This is a genomic window from Agromyces sp. P2_B3 (assembly GCF_056404815.1).
The window spans coordinates 1-20631 of record NZ_JBFUDH010000007.1; the positions used below are offsets into that span (position 1 = coordinate 1).

At 71.1% G+C, this 20631-nt stretch carries 24 protein-coding genes; 11 read left to right on the plus strand and 13 right to left on the minus strand.

The window, feature by feature from the left end; translation table 11 throughout:
• On the plus strand, positions 1-272 hold a 272-nt coding region (locus AC1DZA_RS11600; protein ID WP_476772871.1), incomplete at its 5' end, for an aggregation-promoting factor C-terminal-like domain-containing protein.
• Between the two features lie 80 nt (positions 273-352).
• Positions 353-565, plus strand: coding sequence for a DUF2188 domain-containing protein (locus AC1DZA_RS11605; protein ID WP_476760745.1), 213 nt, complete (start codon positions 353-355; stop codon positions 563-565).
• A gap of 43 nt (positions 566-608) precedes the next feature.
• Here the strand turns inward: AC1DZA_RS11605 and AC1DZA_RS11610 are convergent, their stop codons facing one another.
• The 10 genes from AC1DZA_RS11610 to idi are packed head-to-tail and all read right to left on the minus strand — an operon-like array spanning position 609 to position 7712.
• Complete coding sequence (locus AC1DZA_RS11610) at positions 609-1298, minus strand: NAD(P)H-hydrate epimerase (protein WP_476772872.1); 690 nt, start codon at positions 1296-1298, stop codon at positions 609-611.
• A gap of 2 nt (positions 1299-1300) precedes the next feature.
• The gene (locus tag AC1DZA_RS11615) at positions 1301-1594 is read right to left on the minus strand and encodes a GNAT family N-acetyltransferase (RefSeq protein WP_476760743.1); all 294 of its coding nucleotides are present in this window, start codon (positions 1592-1594) and stop codon (positions 1301-1303) included.
• Between the two features lie 36 nt (positions 1595-1630).
• Entirely contained in the window at positions 1631-1999 is a 369-nt protein-coding gene (locus AC1DZA_RS11620; RefSeq protein WP_309978102.1) for an RNA-binding S4 domain-containing protein, read from the minus strand.
• 9 nt (positions 2000-2008) lie between these two features.
• Complete coding sequence (locus tag AC1DZA_RS11625; RefSeq protein WP_476772873.1) at positions 2009-2914, minus strand: prenyltransferase; 906 nt, start codon at positions 2912-2914, stop codon at positions 2009-2011.
• Positions 2904-3236, minus strand: a complete 333-nt coding sequence (locus AC1DZA_RS11630; RefSeq protein WP_476772874.1) for a lycopene cyclase domain-containing protein — start codon at positions 3234-3236, stop codon at positions 2904-2906. Before AC1DZA_RS11630 ends, AC1DZA_RS11625 begins: the two co-directional genes overlap by 11 nt.
• Positions 3233-3637 (minus strand): lycopene cyclase domain-containing protein, encoded by a 405-nt coding sequence (locus AC1DZA_RS11635; protein ID WP_476772875.1) that lies wholly within the window; start codon positions 3635-3637, stop codon positions 3233-3235. Before AC1DZA_RS11635 ends, AC1DZA_RS11630 begins: the two co-directional genes overlap by 4 nt.
• Positions 3634-5256 (minus strand): phytoene desaturase family protein, encoded by a 1623-nt coding sequence (crtI, locus tag AC1DZA_RS11640; protein WP_476772876.1) that lies wholly within the window; start codon positions 5254-5256, stop codon positions 3634-3636. Before crtI ends, AC1DZA_RS11635 begins: the two co-directional genes overlap by 4 nt.
• Positions 5253-6134, minus strand: coding sequence for a phytoene/squalene synthase family protein (locus tag AC1DZA_RS11645; protein ID WP_476760738.1), 882 nt, complete (start codon positions 6132-6134; stop codon positions 5253-5255). The genes crtI and AC1DZA_RS11645 overlap by 4 nt, the downstream gene beginning before the upstream one ends.
• The gene (locus tag AC1DZA_RS11650) at positions 6131-7177 is read right to left on the minus strand and encodes a polyprenyl synthetase family protein (protein WP_476772877.1); all 1047 of its coding nucleotides are present in this window, start codon (positions 7175-7177) and stop codon (positions 6131-6133) included. Before AC1DZA_RS11650 ends, AC1DZA_RS11645 begins: the two co-directional genes overlap by 4 nt.
• A complete protein-coding gene (gene idi / locus AC1DZA_RS11655) occupies positions 7170-7712 on the minus strand; it encodes an isopentenyl-diphosphate Delta-isomerase (RefSeq protein WP_476772878.1) in 543 nt (180 codons plus the stop codon). Before idi ends, AC1DZA_RS11650 begins: the two co-directional genes overlap by 8 nt.
• A 62-nt stretch (positions 7713-7774) precedes the next feature.
• Between idi and AC1DZA_RS11660 the strand changes: the two genes are divergently transcribed.
• On the plus strand, positions 7775-8317 hold the full coding sequence (locus tag AC1DZA_RS11660; protein ID WP_476772879.1) for a MarR family winged helix-turn-helix transcriptional regulator: 543 nt from the start codon (positions 7775-7777) through the stop codon (positions 8315-8317).
• Between the two features lie 26 nt (positions 8318-8343).
• A complete protein-coding gene (locus tag AC1DZA_RS11665) occupies positions 8344-8793 on the plus strand; it encodes an NUDIX hydrolase (RefSeq protein WP_476772880.1) in 450 nt (149 codons plus the stop codon).
• Between the two features lie 47 nt (positions 8794-8840).
• Here the strand turns inward: AC1DZA_RS11665 and AC1DZA_RS11670 are convergent, their stop codons facing one another.
• Positions 8841-9671 carry a DUF1295 domain-containing protein gene (locus tag AC1DZA_RS11670; protein WP_476772881.1) on the minus strand — a complete coding sequence of 277 codons (831 nt, stop codon included), beginning with the start codon at positions 9669-9671 and terminating at the stop codon, positions 8841-8843.
• Positions 9672-9727: 56 nt separating this feature from the next.
• Here AC1DZA_RS11670 and AC1DZA_RS11675 point away from each other — a divergent pair, with 56 nt between their 5' ends.
• From AC1DZA_RS11675 to AC1DZA_RS11690, 4 genes are all read left to right on the plus strand, one after another.
• Positions 9728-10327 (plus strand): CDP-alcohol phosphatidyltransferase family protein, encoded by a 600-nt coding sequence (locus AC1DZA_RS11675; RefSeq protein WP_476760734.1) that lies wholly within the window; start codon positions 9728-9730, stop codon positions 10325-10327.
• Positions 10328-10344: 17 nt separating this feature from the next.
• Positions 10345-10851 (plus strand): FHA domain-containing protein, encoded by a 507-nt coding sequence (locus AC1DZA_RS11680; RefSeq protein WP_476760733.1) that lies wholly within the window; start codon positions 10345-10347, stop codon positions 10849-10851.
• Complete coding sequence (gene ftsR / locus AC1DZA_RS11685) at positions 10851-11543, plus strand: transcriptional regulator FtsR (protein ID WP_476760732.1); 693 nt, start codon at positions 10851-10853, stop codon at positions 11541-11543. The genes AC1DZA_RS11680 and ftsR overlap by 1 nt, the downstream gene beginning before the upstream one ends.
• Before the next feature lie 110 nt (positions 11544-11653).
• Complete coding sequence (locus tag AC1DZA_RS11690) at positions 11654-12208, plus strand: MerR family transcriptional regulator (RefSeq protein ID WP_309978130.1); 555 nt, start codon at positions 11654-11656, stop codon at positions 12206-12208.
• A 110-nt stretch (positions 12209-12318) separates the two neighbouring features.
• On the opposite strand, the gene AC1DZA_RS11695 is transcribed toward AC1DZA_RS11690, so the two are convergent.
• Positions 12319-13152, minus strand: coding sequence for a ParA family protein (locus AC1DZA_RS11695; RefSeq protein ID WP_309978132.1), 834 nt, complete (start codon positions 13150-13152; stop codon positions 12319-12321).
• 75 nt (positions 13153-13227) lie between these two features.
• Between AC1DZA_RS11695 and AC1DZA_RS11700 the strand changes: the two genes are divergently transcribed.
• Genes AC1DZA_RS11700 through def form a run of 3 tightly spaced genes read left to right on the plus strand, consistent with a single transcriptional unit; the run spans position 13228 to position 18566 of the window.
• Entirely contained in the window at positions 13228-16632 is a 3405-nt protein-coding gene (locus AC1DZA_RS11700; protein WP_476772882.1) for a pyruvate carboxylase, read from the plus strand.
• Between the two features lie 37 nt (positions 16633-16669).
• Positions 16670-18061 carry a MinD/ParA family ATP-binding protein gene (locus tag AC1DZA_RS11705; RefSeq protein ID WP_476772883.1) on the plus strand — a complete coding sequence of 464 codons (1392 nt, stop codon included), beginning with the start codon at positions 16670-16672 and terminating at the stop codon, positions 18059-18061.
• A 13-nt stretch (positions 18062-18074) separates the two neighbouring features.
• Positions 18075-18566, plus strand: a complete 492-nt coding sequence (gene def, locus AC1DZA_RS11710; RefSeq protein WP_309978139.1) for a peptide deformylase — start codon at positions 18075-18077, stop codon at positions 18564-18566.
• A gap of 94 nt (positions 18567-18660) precedes the next feature.
• On the opposite strand, the gene AC1DZA_RS11715 is transcribed toward def, so the two are convergent.
• Positions 18661-20490: an AMP-dependent synthetase/ligase gene (locus tag AC1DZA_RS11715; protein ID WP_476772884.1), complete on the minus strand. Its 1830-nt coding sequence runs from the start codon at positions 20488-20490 to the stop codon at positions 18661-18663.
• Positions 20491-20631 lie beyond the last annotated feature (141 nt).

The following is a 20631-nucleotide window of genomic DNA, read 5'->3' on the forward strand; positions in this document are numbered from 1 at the left end:
CCGCGTCGCAGTACGGCTGGGGCGCCGACCAGTTCCAGTGCCTCGACAAGCTCTGGCAGAAGGAGTCGGGCTGGTCGTACACCGCGTTCAACGCGGGCAGCGGCGCCACCGGCATCCCGCAGTCGCTGCCCGGCAGCAAGATGGCCAGCGCCGGCGCCGACTGGGAGACCAACGCGGCCACGCAGATCAAGTGGGGCCTCGGCTACATCAAGGGCTCGTACGGCAGCCCCTGCAGCGCCTGGTCGCACTCGCAGTCGATGAACTGGTACTGATCTCCCGGTTCCCAATCCCCACGCCCTGCGCTTGACTGGTGGGGCGGATGCCACCGCGCACCGCGGAACGGGGAATTCGCATGGACGACGGCGACGTGATCACGATGTCCAAGCGCGGCCAGTGGGTCAACCGCGTGGTGGGCGGCGAGGAGCTCTCGCAGAGCTTCCGCAGCCGCGATGAGGCGATCGACGCCGGACGCTCGCTCGCGGCGCAGCTCGGCAGCCGACATGTCGTGGTCGAGAGCGAGGAGACCGGCGTGATCACCGACGAGGAGATCGACGACGGCACCTGAGCGCTGACGCGACGCGCTGGCGCCGACGTCGACGCCGACGCGACTAGGACCGGTCGGTCGTGACGAGCGGGGTCATCGCGGCGAGCTCGGGCGCGAGCCCCAGGTCGACGAGCTCGATGCGTCCGGCCCGGCTGGCGCCCGGCTCGAGGAGGAGCCCCGCCTTCACCGCGCCGAAGGTGACCGTGACATCGGCGCGCAGCACCGTCGGATCGGGCACCGACCCGTCATCGGGATGAATGCCGCTCGGCAGGTCCACCGCGACGACCGGGATGCCGCGCTCCTCGACGATCGGCATCGCGGCGGCCACCAGGTCGCGGGCGGTGCCCCGGAGGGCGGGCGCGGCGCTCGTCCCCGTGCCGAGCAGTCCGTCGACGACGAGCGCCGCGGAACGGAGCGCCCGGTCGACCGCAGCCGCGTCGTCGCCGCCCTGGAACCGCACGCCCGCCGTCCGAGCTGCCGCGGCGCCGTCCGCGTGCATCCGCTCCGAAGCCGGGATCGCGGTCACCGCCATGCCGTCGCCGGCGAGCTCCGCACCGGCGAACAGCGCGTCGCCGCCGTTATCGCCCGAGCCGACGAGGAGCACCACCGGCCCGCCGGTGGCATCCGACCGCGCCGACTCACGGCGGATCACCTCCGCCAGTGCCGCCGCAGCCCGCAGCATGAGCGGTTCACCCGCGGCCAGGTGCGGCGCCTCGGCGGCGCGCACCTGCGCGGCGGAGTACCCGGCCGCCATGGTCAGGCCGTTCGGGGGTCGAGCATCGCGGCCCGGTCGGGATGCCGGTCGAACCACTCGCCGACGTACCAGCAGCTCGGCATGATGCGGCGATCGGAGGTCGCCTCGACGTCGTCGACCGCGAACTCGACGAGCTCGCCGGCCAGGCCGCTGCCTCGGTACCGGGGATTGGTGAAGGTGCGAGTGAAGGCGACGGAGTCGCCGAGCACCCGGTAGTCGAGCACGCTGGCGATGTCGCCTCCGAGCCTCAGTACGTAGCGACGGGCATCGGGTTCGTGGGTGAGTTCCTTCTGCACCGTTTCAGGCTACGCCCGGGAGGTCGCCACGGCGGCTCACCGGCCGCGCAGCCGCTCGAGGTCGCGTCGCTCGCGCTTCGTCGGACGCCCGGCGCCGCGGTCGCGCACCGGGACGATCGCCACCGTCTCGCGCGGGGGCGGCGGCGGCGTGAGGTCCTCGACGGCCGTGGCGGCGACCGTCGCCGAGACGCGCTTCACGAGCGTCTGGCGCACGACCAGCCGTCGATCGAAGCCGTCGACCCGCACGCGCACCTCGTCGCCCGGGCGCACCGACTGGGCGGCCTTGGCGCGCTCGCCGTTCACGCGCACGTGTCCGGCACGGCAGGCCGCCGTGGCCGCCGAGCGCGTCTTGAACTGGCGCACGGCCCACAGCCAGGCGTCGATGCGCACGGGTCCGTCGGGCATGCGTCCAGCCTACGACCGGATGAGCGCCCACCAGATGAGGAGCATCGTCACGAGGAATCCGACCCCGTAGTTCATGGCGATGAACCACCGCCAGCCGCGGTTCGCGAGTCCCGATTCCGCATCGCTCACCGACCGGTACGGCCATGCCGCGGCGAGGTACGGCAGCACGAGGAGCGCGGCCAGCGGCCCCGGCCACTCGGTCGCGAGCATGAGGAGACCGGCGACGACCCACAGCCCCAGCGCGATGCGCACGGTGGCACGGGCGCCGAAGGCGGTCGCGATCGACGCGATGCCGGCCTCGCGGTCGGGCACGACGTCCTGCACCGCGCCGAACGCGTGGCTGGCCATGCCCCAGCAGAAGAACGCGGCGAGCAGCGCGAGCAGCTGCGGAGTCGCCACCGCTCCGGCCACCGCGAGCCCGTAGACGGCGGGGCTCACGAAGTGGGTGCTCGACGTGATCGAGTCGAGCACCGGCCGCTCCTTGAACCGCAGCACCGGCACCGAGTAGGCGAGTACGGCGAACAGGCTCACCGCGAGCACCGCCCACGACCACGGATGCCCCGTGCCGCCGAGCCAGACCATCGCCACCAGCAGCGGAGTCGCCGTGACGATGCCCGCCCACACCACCAGCCGGTGCAGGCGCGGCTCGAGGAGCGCCCCCTCGCTGCCGCCCTTGCGCGGATTCCGCAGGTCGGACTCGTAGTCGAACACGTCGTTCACGCCGTACATCACCAGGTTGTACGGGATCAGGAAGAACAGGGTGCCGACGACGAAGAGGGCATCGACCGTGCCAGCCGTCAGCAGGTAGGCCGCGGCGAACGGGAAGGCCGTGTTGATCCAGCTGATCGGCCGCGACGAGAGCAGCACCTGGGCGACGGTGTGGAGGATTCCCGGCTGCACCGTCTCAGTCTTCATCATGCGCCGCCTTCGCGCCCCGCCGCCGCGCGAGCGTCCACACGGCGGGCACGAGGAGCACCGTGGCGATCGGGTAGGCGAAGTCCTCGATCGGCGCCAGCCCGACGACCGGTCCCAGTCGCGTGCCGTCGGCGTAGCCGAAGAGCCCCGCGGCGATCATCACCGAATCGAAGACCGCGGTGAGCGCGAGCAGCACGACCGCCGCGATCCCGGTCGCCGCCCAGCGGCGGCGTCGCTCGCCGGGCGGCAGCGTGCGCGTCGCGACGAGAGCCACGACGAGGGCGGCGGCGAGGAACGGCAGGCAGATGAGCGCGTAGGTCACGGATGCCTCCCGCCGGGCGTGCCCGCGGCATCGCCCGTCGGCGGTGCCACCGTGGCCGACCCGCCCGAACGCGCACGCCGGCGTCCGCCATGGCGCAGCATCCGTTCGACGCCGAGCACGCACACCAAGGAGAGGTAGCAGAGGAAGAGCAGGAACACGGGCTCCTCGATCGGCAGCTCGGGCGCCAGCACGGCGCCGGTCGCCCATGGCGAGTCGCCGCGGAAGAACACCCCGAAGCCGATGCCGGTCAGGTCCCAGATGAGCAGCAGCACGGTGCCCGTGCCCACCGCGAGCGCCGACGCGCCGGGTGAACGCCAGAAGGCGAGGCGCCACCGTGCATCGACGAGCGCCATCGCGGCGAGCGAGAGCAGCAGGCCCGCGAGGTAGGCGAACGGCGTCATTGCGGGTATCGCTCCAACGGTGCCTCGGCCGTCGCCTCGGCGGGCGCGTGCACCGCGTGTTCGGGCAGCGGGCCGCTGGTACGGTCTCCGCGCACCCGCTTCAGCACGTTCTCCGCGCTGATGAGGCACATCGGCAGGCCGACGCCCGGCACGCTCGAACCGCCTGCGTAGAGCAGTCCGCGCACCCGGCGCGACCGGTTGGTGCCGCGCAGGAAGGCGCTCTGCCGCAGCGTGTGCGCCGGGCCGAGGGCGCCGCCGCTCCACGAGTGCAGGTCGTCGGCGAAGTCGGCGGGACCGACGGTGCGGCGGACGACGATGCGTCGTTCGAGGTCGGGCGCCCCGGCCGCGACGGCCATGTGTGCGACCGCACGGTCGACGGCCTGCTCGACGAGCCGGTCGCCCGTGCCGTCCTCGCCGCCGCGGCCGATCGACACGTCGGCGGGCACGGGGATGAGCACGAACAGGTTGGAGTCGCCCGGCGGGGCGACCGTCGGGTCGGTCTCGCTGGGCTTGCACACGTAGAACGACGCGGGGTCGGGGATACGGGGATCGTCGCCGAAGATCTGGTCGAAGTTCTCCTCCCAGTCCTCCGTGAAGAAGAGGGTGTGGTGCAGGAGCCCGGGCAGGGCCCCCCGCACGCCGAGCATCGCGAGCACCGCGCCGGGGCCCGAGGTCCGCCGGTCCCACCAGGTCTCGGGGTAGGTCTGCGCCCGCCGCGGCAGCAGCTCGGTCTCGGTGTGGTGCAGGTCGGCGGCGGACACGACGCGGTGCGCCGGGACGCGCCGGGAGTGGCCCGCGGCATCCGTCACGCGAACGCCGGTGACCGACGGCGTGGAGTCGTCGGTGAGCTCGATGGCCTGCACCTCGGCGCCGGTCACGATCTCGACCCCGGCCGCCTCGGCGATCGCGGCGATGCGTGCGATCACGGTGCCGAACCCGCCCTGCGGGTACAGCACCCCCTGCTCGAGGTCCATGTGGCTCATGAGGTGGTACATCGCGGGCGCCGACGACGGCGAGGCGCCGAGGAAGACCGCCGGATAGCCGAGCACCTGCTGCAGGCGCCGGTCGTGCACCGACCGGGCGGCGAAGCGGTCGAGCGGCGTCGCGAGGAGGCGGCCCAGGCGAATCGCCCCCCCGAGCACCTCGGGCGCAGCGAAGGCCCGGACGTCGTCGAAGTTCGTGTAGAGGAAGCGGCGCCGCGCGATGTCGTACGTCGACGCCGCGGAGTCGAGGTATCGCTCGAGCGCGGCCCCCGCGCCAGGCTCGACCGACTCGAAGAGCGCCACGTTCTCGGCGCGGGAGGCGCGCAGGTCGAGCGGGGCGTCGTAGCCGTCGCCGTAGACCCGGTAGCCGGGGTCGAGCGGCGTGAGGTCGAGCTGCTCGGCGGCGCTCGTGCCGAAGAGCCGGAAGAAGTGGTCGAACACCTCGGGCATGAGGTACCACGACGGGCCGGTGTCGAACCGGAAGCCGCGCCGCTCCCACGTGCCGGCACGCCCGCCCAGTTCTCCGCGCGCCTCGAGGAGGGTGACGCGGTGTCCGTCCCGCGCGAGCAGCGCGGCCGAGGCCAGGCCCGCGATGCCGCCGCCGATCACGACGATGCGCTCCGACGACGCGGTCATCGCCCGATCCCGCCCGCCGTCAGTGCCGACCGCAGCGCGATGGCGAGCTTCTCGCCGTCGGGAACCCGGATGCGGGTGGCGATGAGCCGCTCGGCGGGAGTCCGTCGGCAGCGTGCCGCGAGGTGCGAGAAGAGTCCGTGCGCGGCCGCGACCGCGGCCCTGGCCCGTCGGGGGAGGCGGCGGATCGTGCGTCCCGCGATCTCGAGGTCGTGGTCGATGTCGTCGAGGATCCTCGCCTTGTCGGCCTCCGTGAAGGCGTCGGGGTCGAGCCACGGGAAGTAGTTGCGGCCGAGCTCGTGCCAGTCGACCGCCAGGTCGCGAAGGAAGTTGATCTTCTGGAAGGCGGCGCCGAGGTGCACCGCGCCCTCCTCCAGGCCCGCCCGCTCCGCGGCGTCGACCGGGTCCTCGACGAGGAACACCGCGAGGCACATGAGTCCCACCACCTCTGCGGACCCGTGGATGTAGGGCGCGATCTCATCGGCCGTGAACGGCGCCGGGTCGAGGTCGCGGCGCATCGAGGCGAAGAAGGGGCGCGTGAGGCGTTCGTCGATCCCGGCTTCGCGTGCGGTCTTCGCGAACGCGTGCACGACGAGGTTCGCCGAGTAGCCTCGCTGCACCGCGATCTCGGTCTCCGCCTCGAGGTCGTCGAGCACGGTCAGCAGCTCGGCGTCCGAGAGGCCGGCCTCGCGTGCCGTGCCGTCGACCACCTCGTCGGCGACCCGCACGAGCGCATAGATCGAGCGGATGCGTCGCCGCGAGCTCTCGTCGAGCAGCCGCGCCGCCGCGCCGAACGAGGTCGAGTACCGGCCGATCACCACGGCGGCGCTCGCCTCGGCGGCGTCGTCGTAGCGGCCGAGCAGAGTCGGGTCGTCGGTCATCGCGCACGCTCCGCGGCTCGTCCGGCGAGCTCGCCGAGTTCGGTGCGGAGCAGTTCGGGCAGCTCCGCGGTGTCGAGCTCGAACCGGGCGAGGGTCACGTACTCGTCGGCGAGCCGGCGTGCGGCATCGAGTGCGCCGCAGCCGAGCAGCGCCTCACGGAGCAGGTCGGCGCCGGAATCGTCGAGCTCGGGGTCGCCCAGCCGCCCCGAGATCGACGGCCAGGCATCGGTGGTCGCCGCGTGCGCGGTGAGGGCGGTCTGCTTGCCCTCGCGCAGGTCGGATGTCGTGGACTTGCCGGTCGTGGCCGGATCGCCGAACACGCCGAGGATGTCATCGGTGATCTGGAACGCGACGCCCACGAAGCGACCGTACCGGGCGAGCGCGCCGACCGCAGCCTCGTCGGCCCCGGCCAGCACTGCCCCGGCGGTGAGCGGGCACTCGAACGAGTACACGGCGGTCTTCTGCTCGAGCGTCGCCAGCACGCGGGCGACCTCCGGCGGCTCGACGGAACCCGCGTGCACGACATCGGCGAGTTCGCCAGCCGCGGAGACGAAGACGGCACGGTCGAGGATGTCGAGCAGCCGGCCACGGCGCTCGGGCTCGATCGAGAGCATCGCGATCTCGCGGTGGGCGAGGCTCAGCGCGAGATCGCCGGCGAGCACGGCGGCCGTCTCGCCGAGCACCTCGCTCGCACGGTCTCCCGCGCCGCGCGCCAGGGCACGGCCGGCGAACCGGGAGGCGACGTTCGGCGCGCCGCGGCGCACGGTGTCCCGGTCGATCACGTCGTCGTGGATGAGGAAGGCGGTGTGCAGCACCTCGAACGCCACGCCCACGCGAGTGGCGAGCGCGCGGTCGGTTCCGCCGAGTCCCAGGTAGGCCGCATTCACGAGGTGGGGCCGGATCCGCTTGCCGCCGGCGCTCTGCAGTTCGAGGGACTCCCAGAGGGCCGCGTAGTCCGCCCCGAACTCGTCGGCGCGGGCACGCGCGTCAGCGAAGACGGCGCGCAACTCGTCGTCGATCGCCGAGTGCACGAGGTCAGTCACGGAAGAGCTCCAGTTCTCGTGCCTGCAGCACCAGCCACGGGCTGAAGGCCCAGGGTGCGGCCTCGACGGCGCGGCCGAGCTCCTGCGGCGACACCCAGGCGTACTCGGCGATCTCACGGGGGTTCGGGTCGGGCTGGTCGTCGGTGAATGCGACGTAGACCGGGCACACCTCGTTCTCGACCGTGCCGTTGGCGTCGATCGCGCGGTACCGGAAGAGCGGGAGCGCCAGCTCCAGCTCGGTGAGCTCGATGCCGAGCTCGAACTCGGCACGTCGCCGCACGGCGGCGGTGAGCGATTCGGCCGGCTTCGGATGCCCGCAGAAGGAGTTGGACCAGACGCCGGGCCACGCCTGCTTGCTGAGTGCGCGGCGCGTCACCAGCACTTCGCCGAGCGCGTTCAGCACGTGACACGAGAAGGCCAGGTGCAGCGCCGTGTCGGGCCCGTGCGCGGCGCTCTTTCGGGCACGGCCGATGGGCGCGCCCGACTCGTCGAGGAGGACGACCTCGTCCTCGATCGCCTCGATCGTCTGCGACATGGCTTCCTCCAGATCCGCCGAATTTGCTAACCAAGTTAGTGATCCGAAGATATCATCGCGCTATGGCGTTGGGAACAACCGAAAGTTCGAGTGACGAGGGGTACTGGTACGACCGCTCGGACCCGTCGGCACTCGAGGTGCTCGAGGCCATCCGCCGGCATCGCGACGCCGAGGCGGCCATGCGTCGGCGCACCCGCGAGGACATGGACATGGGGGACACCGACCTGGCCGCCCTGCGCTGGATCATCCGCCAGGAGCGGTCGGGCCGGCTCGCCACCAGCGCGGCCCTGGCCAGAGAGCTCGGCATCACGAGCGCTGCGACCGTGAAGCTCGTCGCCCGGCTCGTCTCCGGCGGCTACGTCGAACGCCAGGAGCATCCCACCGACCGGCGGTCGCTGCTCCTCGGCACCCTGCCCGGTGCGCACGAACGGCTTCGGCGTGCGCTCGGTCCGATGCACGAGCGGATGCTGCGCCTCGCGTCGTCCCTCAGCGCAGCGGAACGGCTGGTGGTCGTCGGCTTCCTCGACCGCCTGTCGGAGATCGTCGAGGACGCCCCAGACGTCGGCGCATCGCCGCCCTCGCCGTCGTCACCTCCCGCAACCTGACCGCCGGCGTGCGCCATGCTTGAGAGATGAGCGGTGCGAGCGGCGATGCGTGGGTCGAGGGTCCCGACGGCGATCGGTACTGGGGGCGCTTCGGTGCCGCCGGCCTCCTCGTGGTGAGCCCCGACTTCGAGGTGCTGCTGCAGCACCGTGCCGAGTGGAGTCACTTCGGCGGCACGTGGGGCGTGCCCGGCGGGGCGCGGCACGAAGGCGAGACGGCGGTCGCCGCGGCGGTTCGCGAGGCGGGGGAGGAGGCGGGGGTGCCGGCCGATTCCCTCGACGTGCGGTTCACGACCGTGCTCGACCTCGGCTACTGGTCGTACACGACCGTGGTCGCCGACGCGTCGTCGCGCTTCACGCCCGTCGTCAGCGACCCCGAGAGCATCGCCCTTCGGTGGGTGCCGGTCGCCGACGTCGACGCCCTGCCGCTGCATCCGCGATTCGCCGAGTCCTGGCCAGGGCTGCGCCGCCGGCTCTGACGAACCCGCCGACGAACGCAACGGGCCGCCGCACGAGCCGCCGCGTTTCAGGCGGTGCGCTCCTCACGAGCCGCCGCATGCGAGCGGGGGAACCAGGGCACGATCGGCGAGGTGCGCGCACGGTACTCGTCGTAGTCGGGGTACTTCGCCCGCGAGATGGATTCGGTGAACACGGTCGAGCCGATGAAGAGGAGCGTGAGCAGCACCGCCCCGGCGATCGTCCAGTGCAGCCACACCCCGGTGGCGGCGACGGCGAAGCCGTAGAACACCCACCACTGGGCCTGCTCGAAGAAGAAGTTGGGGTGCCGCGACACCCGGAACAGTCCGGTCGTGAGGAAGCCCGGACGCGGGGCGCGCCCCGCGGCGCGCTCGGCCGCCTTCCACCGGTGGAAGACCCACTGCTGCTGGTCGGCGACGCTCTCGCCCACGAGGAACGCCACGAACACCGCCGTCAGCACCAGGTCCCAGACGCCGAGCGGCGAGCCGCCCGCCTCGAACACCGTGAACGCCGGGAGGCAGAACAGCAGGATCAGCGCGTTCTGGTAGATCGAGATGAAGAACAGGTTGAACAGCTGGTACGCCGTGGGCGACATCCGCTCGCGCAGGACCGCCCAGCGGTAGTCCTCGCCGCCCGCGCGGTAGCCGCCCTTCCTCGCGAAGTTGTACGTGAGCCGGATGCCCCATGCGGTGACCAGGGCGGCCATCAGCACGAGCCGCGCGTCGAATCCGCTCGCCACCGCGAAGACCCAGACGTAGACGACCGGCACGACGGACCAGATGCGGTCCACCCACGAGTACTCGCGGGTCAGCAGCGACGCGACCCAGGTTGCGGCGATGACGATCGCGCAGATGACGAGACACACGAGGAGGGGACCCATGGCCGCATTCTAGGGGTCGATAGGATCGCACCGTGGGCGGGGACGATGCGGGGCCGGTGAGTACGAGGATCTGGACGATCCCCAACGTCCTCACGATGCTCCGGCTCGCGCTCGTCCCGGCGTTCCTCGCCTTCATCGTGGTCGGCGACTACGTGGCTGCACTCATCGTGCTCGTCGTCGCGAGCCTCACCGACGCGCTCGACGGCCACCTCGCCCGGCGGCTGGGTCAGGTGACGCGGTTGGGGCAGCTCCTCGACCCCGCCGCAGACCGGCTCTACATCTTCGCGGCGCTCGTCGGACTCGCGGCCAACGAGCTCGTCCCGTGGTGGATCGTGCTCGTCATCGTCGCCCGAGACGTGTTCCTCCTCGTGCTCGGTATCGTGCTCGCGAACCACGGCTACGGACCCCTGCCCGTGCACCAGCTCGGCAAGGTCGCCACGTTCGCGCTCTTCTTCGGCCTGCCCGTCATCATGCTCGGACTCGCGTTCCCCGCCGTCGAAGCGGTGAGCGAGCCGATCGGCTGGGCCATCACGATGTGGGGGGCGTTCCTCTACTGGTGGGCCGGCATCATCTACGCGATCGAGACGGCACGCGTCATCCGCATTCCCCGTGTGGCGGACAAGTCCCGATCCGATACGCTGGAACAGGGAGGTTAGCCGTGGCGGATGACGACATGACTCAGGCTGGCGCAGTGGGGTCGGACGACGGCGAGTCTCCGGCTACGCGGTCGAACGGCGCCGTCGGCGACGGCTCCACCGACACCACGATCGGATTCAGCCGTGAGGCGGCCGCGCAGCTCTCCGCCCTCGACGGCGACATCACGGCCGAGGAGCAGGAGGCGATCGCCGCGCTGCCCTCGGGGTCGGCGCTGCTCATCGTGCGCCGCGGTCCGAACAGCGGAGCCCGGTTCCTGCTCGACACCGACGTCACGACGGTCGGCCGTCACCCCGACGCCGACATCTTCCTCGACGACGTCACCGTCTCCCGGCGGCACGCGGAGTTCCTCCGTCACCGCACGGCCTTCGAGGTGAAGGACCTGTCCTCGCTGAACGGCACGTACTTCGACGGCGTGCGCATCGAGACGGCCCTCCTCAGCGACGGCGCAGAGGTGCAGATCGGCAAGTACCGGCTCACCTTCTACGCCTCCCGACGCGACCTGGCGCCGCTGGCGAGCAGCTAGTGCCGGGCACCGCCGCCTCCACGCACGCGAGCGGCCAGGCCCAACTGCTCGGCATCGGCCAGGTACTCGCGCTGCTTCAGCCCGAGTTCCCCGAGCTGACGCCGTCGAAGCTGCGATTCCTCGAGGAGCAGCGCCTCGTCTCGCCGGCGCGCACGCCGTCCGGCTATCGCAAGTTCTCGAACGCCGACGTGGAGCGCATCACCGTGGTGCTGTCGATGCAACGCGACCAGTACCTCCCGCTCAAGGTCATCCGGGCGCACCTCGAGGCGATCGACGCCGGTGAGACGCCCGCCCTGCCCGGAGCGGCGAGTGCGGCATCATTCCTCGCCGGGGCGCGCCGATACGGGCGTGACGAGCTGGTGGAGGTCGCCGGTGCGACGCGGACCCTGCTCGACGACGCCGTCTCGGCTTCGCTCCTGCCGGCGGCCGGACCCTACGGCGAGGAGGCGCTGACCGTGCTCCGGGCGCTCGTCGCCCTGCGCGAGGTCGGCATCGAGACCCGCCACCTGAGAGGCCTGCGCGCCGCCGCAGAACGGGAGGCCGCACTCGTCGAGCGGGCGATCGCCCCGTCGCGACGCTCCGACCCGGCCGACAAGGCGCGTGCTGCCGAGCGCGCACGTGAGCTCGCCGAACAGCTCGAGACGGTGCGCAGCGCCGTGGTGAGGGACGCGCTCGCGCGACTCGCACGCTGATCCGCGACACGCCGTGACGTTCGGCCCGATGTGTTTGGCGCGGACCCCCGGCGTCGGTAGCGTGGGACTCGCGCCATCGGGGTGCGGGCGTGAGAGTGAGGGGCGATCGGATGAGCGAGCTCGACCGGAGTGAACGAGATCGCTACGACCTCGGCCTGCTGTTCACCGACGGGCTCCCCGATCACGACGACGCTGCCGGATATCGCGGAGCGGTCGCCGCCCGCGCGGCAGGCATCAGCTACCGGCAGCTCGACTACTGGGCGCGCACCCAGCTCGTGGAACCGACCGTGCGCGGCGCGGCCGGCTCGGGTTCCCAGCGACTCTACGGATTCCGCGACATCCTCGTGCTCAAGCTCGTCAAGCGGCTCCTCGACACCGGCATCTCGCTCCAGCAGATCCGCACCGCGGTGACCCAGCTCCGCGAGGCGGGCATCGACGACCTGGCGCAGACGACGCTCATGAGCGACGGTGCGAGCGTCTACCTGTGCACCTCCGACGACGAGGTCATCGACCTCGTGAACCGCGGACAGGGCGTGTTCGGCATCGCCGTCGGCAAGGTCCTCCGCGAGGTCGAGTCCACGCTGGTCGAGCTCGACACGCATCCGGCCGACCCGATGGACGAATTGGCCGCGCGCCGCGGCGCGCGTTCGCGCAAGATCTCCTGACCTTCAGCGGTCTCGGCGATCACGCCGTGCCACGGATCGGTTGACCGCTCCACTGCTCGCCGTCGAGCCCATCGCAACGGTCGCGCCACGCCCGGGCGTCCCAGATGACGTCAGATGACGGGGGACTCGAGCTCCAGGGGCGTGCCGGCGTACTCGGCGATCCTCGCCGTGCGGAGCACCCGGTCGAGGAGCTGGTCGAAGTGGTTCGACATCTCCTCCGCGCTCTCGCCCGGCCACATGTGCAGCGGCTTCGCCGCACCCTGCGCCTGCTGCAGCGACGTGCGCTCGGGCAGCTGGGGCGAGAGCACGAGCGGACCGAACATGTCGCGCAACTCCTTGATGCGGAACTGGTGCTCGAGGGACTGCACGCGGGCGCGGTTCACGATGATCCCGAGCGGCTGCAGCCTGGGGGAGAGGCCGCGGCGGATCTCCTCGATGGCGCGGAGGGCACGGTCGGCTGCGGCGACGGAGAAGAGGCCGGGCTCGGTGACCACGGCGACGCGGTCGCTCGCGGCCCAGGCCGTGCGGGTGAGCGCGTTCAGGGAGGGCGCGCAGTCGATGAGCACGAGCTCGTAGTCGGCCTCGACGTTCGCGAGCGCCTCCTCGAGCTTCCAGATGTCGCGGATCGACGGATGCGGGCCGTCGTAGTTGATGGCCGAGGGGCTGCCGATCATGACGTCGATCGTCGAGCTCGGGTTGGACCTGGTCCAGCCGCTCGGGGCGATCGCCGAGCGGACGATCTTCTCCTTCGGCGACGCGAGGACATCGGCGACGTTGAGGTGGCCGGCCATCTGGATGTCCATGCCGGTCGACACATCGGACTGCGGGTCGAGGTCGACGACGAGCGTCCGAACCCCTCGGGCGAAGGCCGCTGAGGCCAGTCCGAGGGTGACGGTCGTCTTGCCGACACCGCCCTTCAGGGAACTGACGCTGAGTACGTGCACGAACAGATACGTTACCTTTAGTCCTCGGGCGATACCTAAATGTTCGCTGTGCGGAAACCCGTCGGAAAGGCCTGCATGTTCACGAAGATCCTGGTAGCCAATCGCGGAGAGATCGCCATCCGGGCGTTCCGTGCAGCCGTCGAACTCGGCGCGAAGACCGTCGCCGTGTATCCGTTCGAGGACCGCAACTCCCTGCACCGCCTCAAGGCGGACGAGGCGTACCAGATCGGCGTGCCCGGACATCCGGTGCGGGCGTATCTCGACGTGGCCGAGATCATCCGGGTGGCTCGCGAGTCGGGCGCCGACGCGATCTACCCGGGCTACGGGTTCCTCTCCGAGAACCCCGAGCTCGCGCAGGCCGCGGCCGAGGCCGGCATCACCTTCATCGGCCCGCCGAAGCACGTGCTCGAGATGGCCGGCAACAAGGTCACCGCGAAGGAGCACGCGATCGCCGCGGGCGTGCCCGTGCTGAGGTCCACGCCGCCCTCCCGCGACATCGAGGCGCTCGTGGCACAGGCCGACGAGATCGGCTTCCCCATCTTCGCCAAGGCCGTCGCCGGCGGCGGCGGTCGCGGCATGCGCCGGGTCAACACGAAGGACGAGCTGCGCGGCTCGCTCGAAGAGGCCATGCGCGAGGCCGACAGCGCCTTCGGCGACCCGACGATGTTCCTCGAGCAGGCGGTGCTCCGTCCCCGCCACATCGAGGTCCAGGTGCTGGCGGATGCCTCGGGGGAGACCGTCCACCTGTTCGAGCGCGACTGCTCGGTGCAGCGCCGTCACCAGAAGGTCATCGAGATCGCGCCGGCGCCGAACCTGTCCGACGACGTCCGCAGGGCGCTCTACCGCGACGCCATCGCGTTCGCGAAGTCGATCGGCTACGTCAACGCGGGCACCGTCGAATTCCTCCTCGACACCGCGGGCGAGCGTGCCGGCGAGCACGTGTTCATCGAGATGAACCCGCGCATCCAGGTCGAGCACACCGTGACCGAGGAGGTCACCGACGTCGACCTCGTCGTCTCGCAGATCCGCATCGCGGCGGGAGAGACCCTCGCGAGCCTCGGCCTCGAGCAGGACCAGATCCGCCTGCGCGGCGCGGCGCTGCAGTGCCGCATCACGACCGAGGACCCCACGGCGGGCTTCCGGCCCGACACGGGCAAGATCACCACCTACCGGTCGCCCGGCGGTGCGGGCATCCGCCTGGACGGCGGCACGATCAACCCGGGCGCCCAGATCAGCCCGCACTTCGACTCGATGCTCGCGAAGCTCACGTGCCGCGGTCGTGACTACCCGGCCGCGGTGGCCCGGGCGAAGCGCGCCCTCGCCGAGTTCCGCATCCGCGGCGTCTCCACGAACATCCCCTTCCTCCAGGCGGTCCTCGAGGACCCGGCGTTCGTCGCCGGCGACCTCAGCACCTCCTTCATCGAGGAGCGCCCGCAGCTGGTCCGCGGCCGCGTCTCCAAGGATCGCGGCACGAAGATCCTCAACTGGCTCGCGGATGTCACGGTGAACCAGCCGAACGGACCGGCCCCCACCTCGGTGAACCCGGCCGAGAAGCTCCCGGCGCTCGACCTCTCGAAGCCGGCGCCGGCGGGGTCGCGTCAGCGCCTGCTCGAGCTCGGCCCGGCGGGCTTCGCCGCAGCCCTGCGCGCGCAGACACCGCTCGCCGTCACCGAGACGACGTTCCGCGACGCGCACCAGTCGCTGCTCGCCACCCGCGTCCGCACCAAGGACCTCGTCGCCGTCGCCCCCTACGTGGCGCGCATGACGCCCGAGCTGCTCTCGGTCGAGGCGTGGGGCGGCGCGACCTACGACGTGGCGCTCCGGTTCCTCGGCGAGGACCCGTGGGAGCGCCTCGCCGCGCTCCGCGAGGCATTGCCGAACGTCAACATCCAGATGCTGCTGCGCGGGCGCAACACGGTCGGCTACACGCCGTACCCGACCGAGGTCACCGACGCGTTCATCCGCGAGGCGGCGGCCACGGGCGTCGACATCTTCCGCATCTTCGACGCCCTCAACGACGTGAACCAGATGCGTCCGGCGATCGACGCAGTGCTGGCCACCGGCCACGCCGTGGCCGAGGTGGCCCTCTGCTACACGGGCGACCTGCTCGACCCCGCCGAAGACCTCTACACGCTCGACTACTACCTCGGGCTCGCCGACGAGATCGTCGCCGCGGGCGCGCACATCCTCGCGATCAAGGACATGGCCGGCCTCCTCCGTCCGGCCGCAGCCGAGCGCCTCGTGAGCGCACTGCGCGAGCGCTTCGACCTGCCCGTGCACCTGCACACCCACGACACGGCCGGCGGTCAGCTGGCCACGCTGCTCGCGGCCAGCCGCGCCGGCGTCGACGCGGTCGACGTGGCGAGTGCCCCGATGGCCGGCACCACCAGCCAGCCGTCGGCCTCGTCGCTGGTCGCGGCCCTCGCGCACACCGAGCGCGACACCGGCATGTCGCTGCAGGCGGTGGCCGACCTGGAGCCCTACTGGGAATCGGTCCGCCGCCTCTACAAGCCGTTCGAGTCCGGCCTGCCCGGCCCCACCGGGCGCGTGTACCACCACGAGATCCCCGGCGGCCAGCTCTCGAACCTGCGCCAGCAGGCCATCGCGCTCGGCCTGGCCGACGACTTCGAGCTCATCGAGGACATGTACGCCGCGGCCAACAAGATCCTCGGCCGTGTGCCGAAGGTGACGCCGTCGTCGAAGGTGGTCGGCGACCTCGCGCTGCACCTCGCGGCGGTCAAGGCGGATCCGGCCGACTTCGCGGAGAACCCCGACAAGTACGACGTGCCCGACTCGGTCGTCGGCTTCATGGCCGGAGAGCTCGGCGACCTCCCGGGCGGCTGGCCCGAGCCCTTCCGCACGAAGGTGCTCGCCGGCCGTGACGTGCGCATCGGCGTGACGGAGCTCACCGACGACCAGCGCAGCGCCCTCGAGGGGGACAGCGTCACCCGTCGCGCGACGCTCAACGCCCTGCTGTTCCCGGCACCCACGCGCCAGTTCGAGCAGATCCGGGAGCTCTTCGGCGACCTGTCGGTCGTCGACACCTCCGACTACCTCTACGGGCTGCGCCAGGGATCCGAGCACGTGGTGGAGATCGACAAGGGCGTGCGGCTCTACGCCGGCCTCGAGGCGATCGGCGAGGCCGATGACAAGGGCATGCGCACGGTCATGACCATCCTCAACGGCCAGCTCCGACCCGTCTTCGTGCGCGACCGCAGCATCGTGGTCGAGACCCGCGCGGCCGAGAAGGCGGATGCCTCGCAGCCCGGCCAGGTGGCCGCGCCCTTCTCGGGCGTGGTCACGCTGCAGGTCGAGCCGGGGGCGGAGATCGCTGCCGGGCAGAGCGTGGCGTCGATCGAGGCGATGAAGATGGAGGCGGCGATCACCTCGCCCGTCGCGGGTGTCGTGGAGCGGCTCGCCATCCCCAAGACGCAGCAGGTGGAGGCGGGCGATCTGCTCGTGGTGGTGCGCCCGCGCTAGGCTGTCGATGTGTTCGCACTGGTGAGGAGGGCTATCCGTGGCTGACGACAGCAGTGATCGCGAGATGACGACACGTCGGGCGACCGGAGCGCGTCGAACCCCCGACGAGCACGGTGAGCTCGAGCCGACGACGGGCGCGCATGCAGCGAGTGCCCTCCCCGAGAGCCTGAACATCCGGGTCGACCTGCCTCCCGCGCCGCGGCCCGAGATGCCCGAAGACGAGGTCGCCGTCGCGATCGACGACGTGGCCGTGAATCCGGGGACCGTGGTCGGCGGCGGGCCCTCGACCACCTCGGTCGAGGTCGTCACGCCGGCGCTCTCCAATGCCGGATATCGGAGCTCCTACCGGCGCGACGCGTCGCCCTACAGTGCGCTCCTCGCCTCCGACGCCTCCAAGCTCCGGCGCGAGCGCGTCAGCACCGACACCGGCAGCCACGTCGCCGTCGTCGACGTGCCGACCGACCAGCTCACGCCCTCCGAGCTGCCCGAGCCGTCCGAGTCCCTCACCGCCGATCGGCTCATCGACCTGAACCGCACCACGCGGCCCGCGCCGCACGGCGGGTTCAACCGTTTCCTCTACGAGGCGTCGCTGCATCTCGTCAACCTCGGCGACTCGGCCAAGGCGCGGGCGTACAAGGAGCTGACGGCCCGCATCCAGAAGCGCTTCGAGGGCGGCGCCCGTTTCGTGCCGGTCCTCACTCGCAAGGGCGGCGTCGGCAAGACGACGATCACCGCCCTGCTCGGCATGGCCCTCGCCGATGCGCGCGACGACCGCATCATCGCGATCGACGCCAACCCCGACCGCGGCACGCTCGCCGAGCGCGTCGATCGCCAGACCCGCGAGACGGTGCGCGACGTCGTCACGAAGGCCTCGTCGATCGGCGGCTACACCGACTTCTCCGCCTTCGTCTCCCGCGACGAGACGCGGCTCGACATCCTCGCGTCCGACACCGATCCGACGCTGTCCGAGGCCTTCGACGACAACGATTACAACGTGGTCGCCGGGCTCGCGGCCCGGTACTACTCGCTCGTGCTCACCGACTGCGGCACCGGCATCGTGCACTCGGTGATGCGCGCCACCCTGCAGCGGGCCGACTCGATCGTGATCGTGTCGGGCGGCAGCGTCGACGAGGCGAGGCTCGCGTCCGAGACGCTCACCTGGCTCGAGGCCAACGGCTATGGCGAGCTCGTGCGGAACGCGGTCGTCGCGATCAACCTGGCGACCCAGGGCACCCACCTCGTCAAGGTCGACGAGATCGAGGCGCACTTCGCGTCGCGGGTGCGCGAGATCGTGCGGATCCCCTACGACCCGCAGCTCGCCGCCGGATCCGTCGTGAACTGGCACGAGCTGCGTCCCGTGACCAAGCACGCGGCCCGCGAACTCGCGGCGCTCGTCGTGGAAGGCCTGCCCGCCGACCGCGGGTACTGATATCGGAGCGCACGTGCCGGAACGCCCCATTCGCCTGTTCGGCGACCCTGTCCTGAAGACCGTCTCCGCCCCCGTCGAACAGATCGACGATGGCGTGCGCGCGCTCGTCGCCGACCTCATCGACAGCGTGAAGCTCCCGGGCCGTGCGGGGGTGGCGGCGTCGCAGATCGGGGTCAACCTGCGCGCATTCAGCTACAACGTCGACGGCGAGGTCGGATACATCCTGAATCCCGAGATCGTCGAGGTGTCGGGTGAGGTCGAGGCCATCGACGAGGGGTGCCTGTCGGTTCCGGGGCTCTGGCACAAGACGCCGCGGCATCCGTTCGCCCGGGTGCGCGGCATCGACCTCGACGGGAACGAGGTCGAGCTCTCGGGCTCGGGCCTGATGGCGCAGGCCCTGCAGCACGAGACCGACCACCTCGACGGCATCCTCTACCTCGACCGGCTCGAGAAGGCCGAACGTCGGGTCGCGATGAAGGAGGTGCGCGAGTCGGACTGGTTCTGACCGCGCCCGGCCAACCCGGCTGTGACACGCATGACGAGAGAGGGCCCCGCGGATGCCGCGGGGCCCTTCTTCGTGCGATCGACGATGCGTGGGCTCAGTGCACGATGGAGTGGCCTTCGGTGGCCGGGGCGCCCGAGTACATCGACTCGATCTGGCCCGAGAAGTCCTCGAGGATCACGTTGCGCTTGATGCTCAGCTTCGGGGTGAGGTGCCCGCTCGCCTCGGTCAGCTCGGTGGCCAGGATCGTGAACTTGCGGATCGACTCGGCGCGCGACACGTTCTCGTTGGCGGCGTCGATGGCCCGCTGCACCTCGGCGAGGACCGCGGCGTTGGTGGTGGCCTCCTCGAGGCTCATGCCCGCGTCCTCGTTGTTGTTGTTGAGCCAGACGGGGAGCATCTCGGGGTCGAGGGTGACCAGCGCGGAGATGAAGGGCTTCTTGTCGCCGACGACGACGACCTGCCCCACCAACGGGTTCGCGCGGATCGGGTCCTCGAGGGCGGCGGGCGACACGTTCTTGCCGCCGGCCGTCACGATGATCTCCTTCTTGCGCCCCGTGATCGAGAGGAAGCCGTCACTGTCGAACGAGCCGAGGTCGCCGGTCTTGAACCACTCGCCGTTGAAGGTGTCGGCGGTCGCCTCGGGGTTCTTCCAGTATTCCTTGAACACGTTGATGCCCTTGACCTCGATCTCGCCGTCGTCGGCGATGCGGACCGAGACGCCGGGAAGCGCCGGGCCGACCGAGCCGATCTTCGACTTCGTGGCCAGATTGACGGTCGCCGGCGCCGTCGTCTCGGTGAGGCCGTAGCCCTCGAGGATCGTGATGCCGAGGGCGTGGTAGAAGTGGCCGAGGCGCGGCCCGAGGGGCGCCGAGCCCGACACGGCGTACTTCACGTTGCCGCCCATGGCGTGCCGGAGCTTCGAGAGCACGAGCCGGTCGAGGATCGCGAACTTGACCTTGAGGCCGAACGGCACGGCGCCCGCCTCCTTCGCCATCGAGTAGGCGACGGCGGTCTCGGCGGCCGAGCGGAAGATCTTGCCCTTGCCACCCGCCTCGGCCTTCTGCTCGGAGACGTTGTAGACCTTCTCGAACACGCGCGGGACGGCCAGGAGGAACGTCGGCTTGAAGGTGCCGAGGCTCGGCAGCAGCTGCTTGGTGTCGGGCTGGTGCCCGACCCGCACGCCGGAATGCACCGCCAGCACGGCGATGAATCGCGCGAAGATGTGCGCGGTCGTGATGAAGAGCAGGGTGGACGCGCCGGGCTCGGACACGACCTCCTTGAGCGCCACGGCGGAGTTGCGGCAGAGCTCGACGAAGTTCGAGTGGGTGAGCACGCAGCCCTTCGGCTTGCCGGTCGATCCCGAGGTGTAGATCAGGGTCGCGATGTCGGAGCCGACCGCGAGGTTGCGTCGCCGTTCGATCTCCTCGTCGGCCACGCCGGTGCCCGACGCGGCGAGCTTGTCGAGGTCGCCGAGGTCGATCTGCCAGACGTTGCGGATCGCGGGCAGTTCGGGGTGCACCTCGTCGAAGCGCGCGAAGTGGTCGGGCGTCTCGAGGATCACCGAGATGGCGCCCGAGTCACTGAGGTTCCACTTGACCTGGGAGGGGGAGTTCGTCTCGTAGATCGGAACCAGCACCGCGCCGGCGAACCAGGTGGCGAAGTCGATGAGGGTCCACTCGTACCGGGTCTTGCACATGAGCCCGATCTTGTCGCCCGGCTGGATGCCCGCGGCCACGAGGCCCTTCGCGAGGGCGATGACCTGGTCGTAGAACTCGCGGGTCGTGACCGGCGACCAGCCGCCGTCGGCCGTCGGGAGGGAGAACAGCACCGAGTCGGGAGTGGCGGCGACCCGGTCGACGAGGAGGTCGGTCGCATTCGCGTCGGGGTCGGCCGGGACGAGGGCGGGGGTATCGAACTGGATCACGGTAGCTCCTTCGGCACCGGAGGAGGCCGCGCTGCCTCAGGGCGCGCGAACCTCGGCGTTGGGGTCGATTACACTCTAGTCGTTGCTCGTGCGGCCCTGAGGCCCCGGGATCATTCGGCCTCACCCAGTTCGAAAGGCGGC

Bases quoted from the DNA above. Each gene is read 5' to 3' on its own strand.
- AC1DZA_RS11605 (WP_476760745.1), top strand. From the start codon at position 353: ATGGACGACGGCGACGTGATCACGATGTCCAAGCGCGGCCAGTGGGTC.
- AC1DZA_RS11610 (WP_476772872.1), bottom strand. From the start codon at position 1,298: ATGGCGGCCGGGTACTCCGCCGCGCAGGTGCGCGCCGCCGAGGCGCCG.
- AC1DZA_RS11620 (WP_309978102.1), bottom strand. From the start codon at position 1,999: ATGCCCGACGGACCCGTGCGCATCGACGCCTGGCTGTGGGCCGTGCGC.
- AC1DZA_RS11625 (WP_476772873.1), bottom strand. From the start codon at position 2,914: ATGAAGACTGAGACGGTGCAGCCGGGAATCCTCCACACCGTCGCCCAG.
- AC1DZA_RS11635 (WP_476772875.1), bottom strand. From the start codon at position 3,637: ATGACGCCGTTCGCCTACCTCGCGGGCCTGCTGCTCTCGCTCGCCGCG.
- crtI (WP_476772876.1), bottom strand. From the start codon at position 5,256: ATGACCGCGTCGTCGGAGCGCATCGTCGTGATCGGCGGCGGCATCGCG.
- AC1DZA_RS11645 (WP_476760738.1), bottom strand. From the start codon at position 6,134: ATGACCGACGACCCGACTCTGCTCGGCCGCTACGACGACGCCGCCGAG.
- idi (WP_476772878.1), bottom strand. From the start codon at position 7,712: ATGTCGCAGACGATCGAGGCGATCGAGGACGAGGTCGTCCTCCTCGAC.
- AC1DZA_RS11660 (WP_476772879.1), top strand. From the start codon at position 7,775: ATGGCGTTGGGAACAACCGAAAGTTCGAGTGACGAGGGGTACTGGTAC.
- AC1DZA_RS11665 (WP_476772880.1), top strand. From the start codon at position 8,344: ATGAGCGGTGCGAGCGGCGATGCGTGGGTCGAGGGTCCCGACGGCGAT.
- AC1DZA_RS11670 (WP_476772881.1), bottom strand. From the start codon at position 9,671: ATGGGTCCCCTCCTCGTGTGTCTCGTCATCTGCGCGATCGTCATCGCC.
- AC1DZA_RS11680 (WP_476760733.1), top strand. From the start codon at position 10,345: ATGACTCAGGCTGGCGCAGTGGGGTCGGACGACGGCGAGTCTCCGGCT.
- AC1DZA_RS11690 (WP_309978130.1), top strand. From the start codon at position 11,654: ATGAGCGAGCTCGACCGGAGTGAACGAGATCGCTACGACCTCGGCCTG.
- AC1DZA_RS11700 (WP_476772882.1), top strand. From the start codon at position 13,228: ATGTTCACGAAGATCCTGGTAGCCAATCGCGGAGAGATCGCCATCCGG.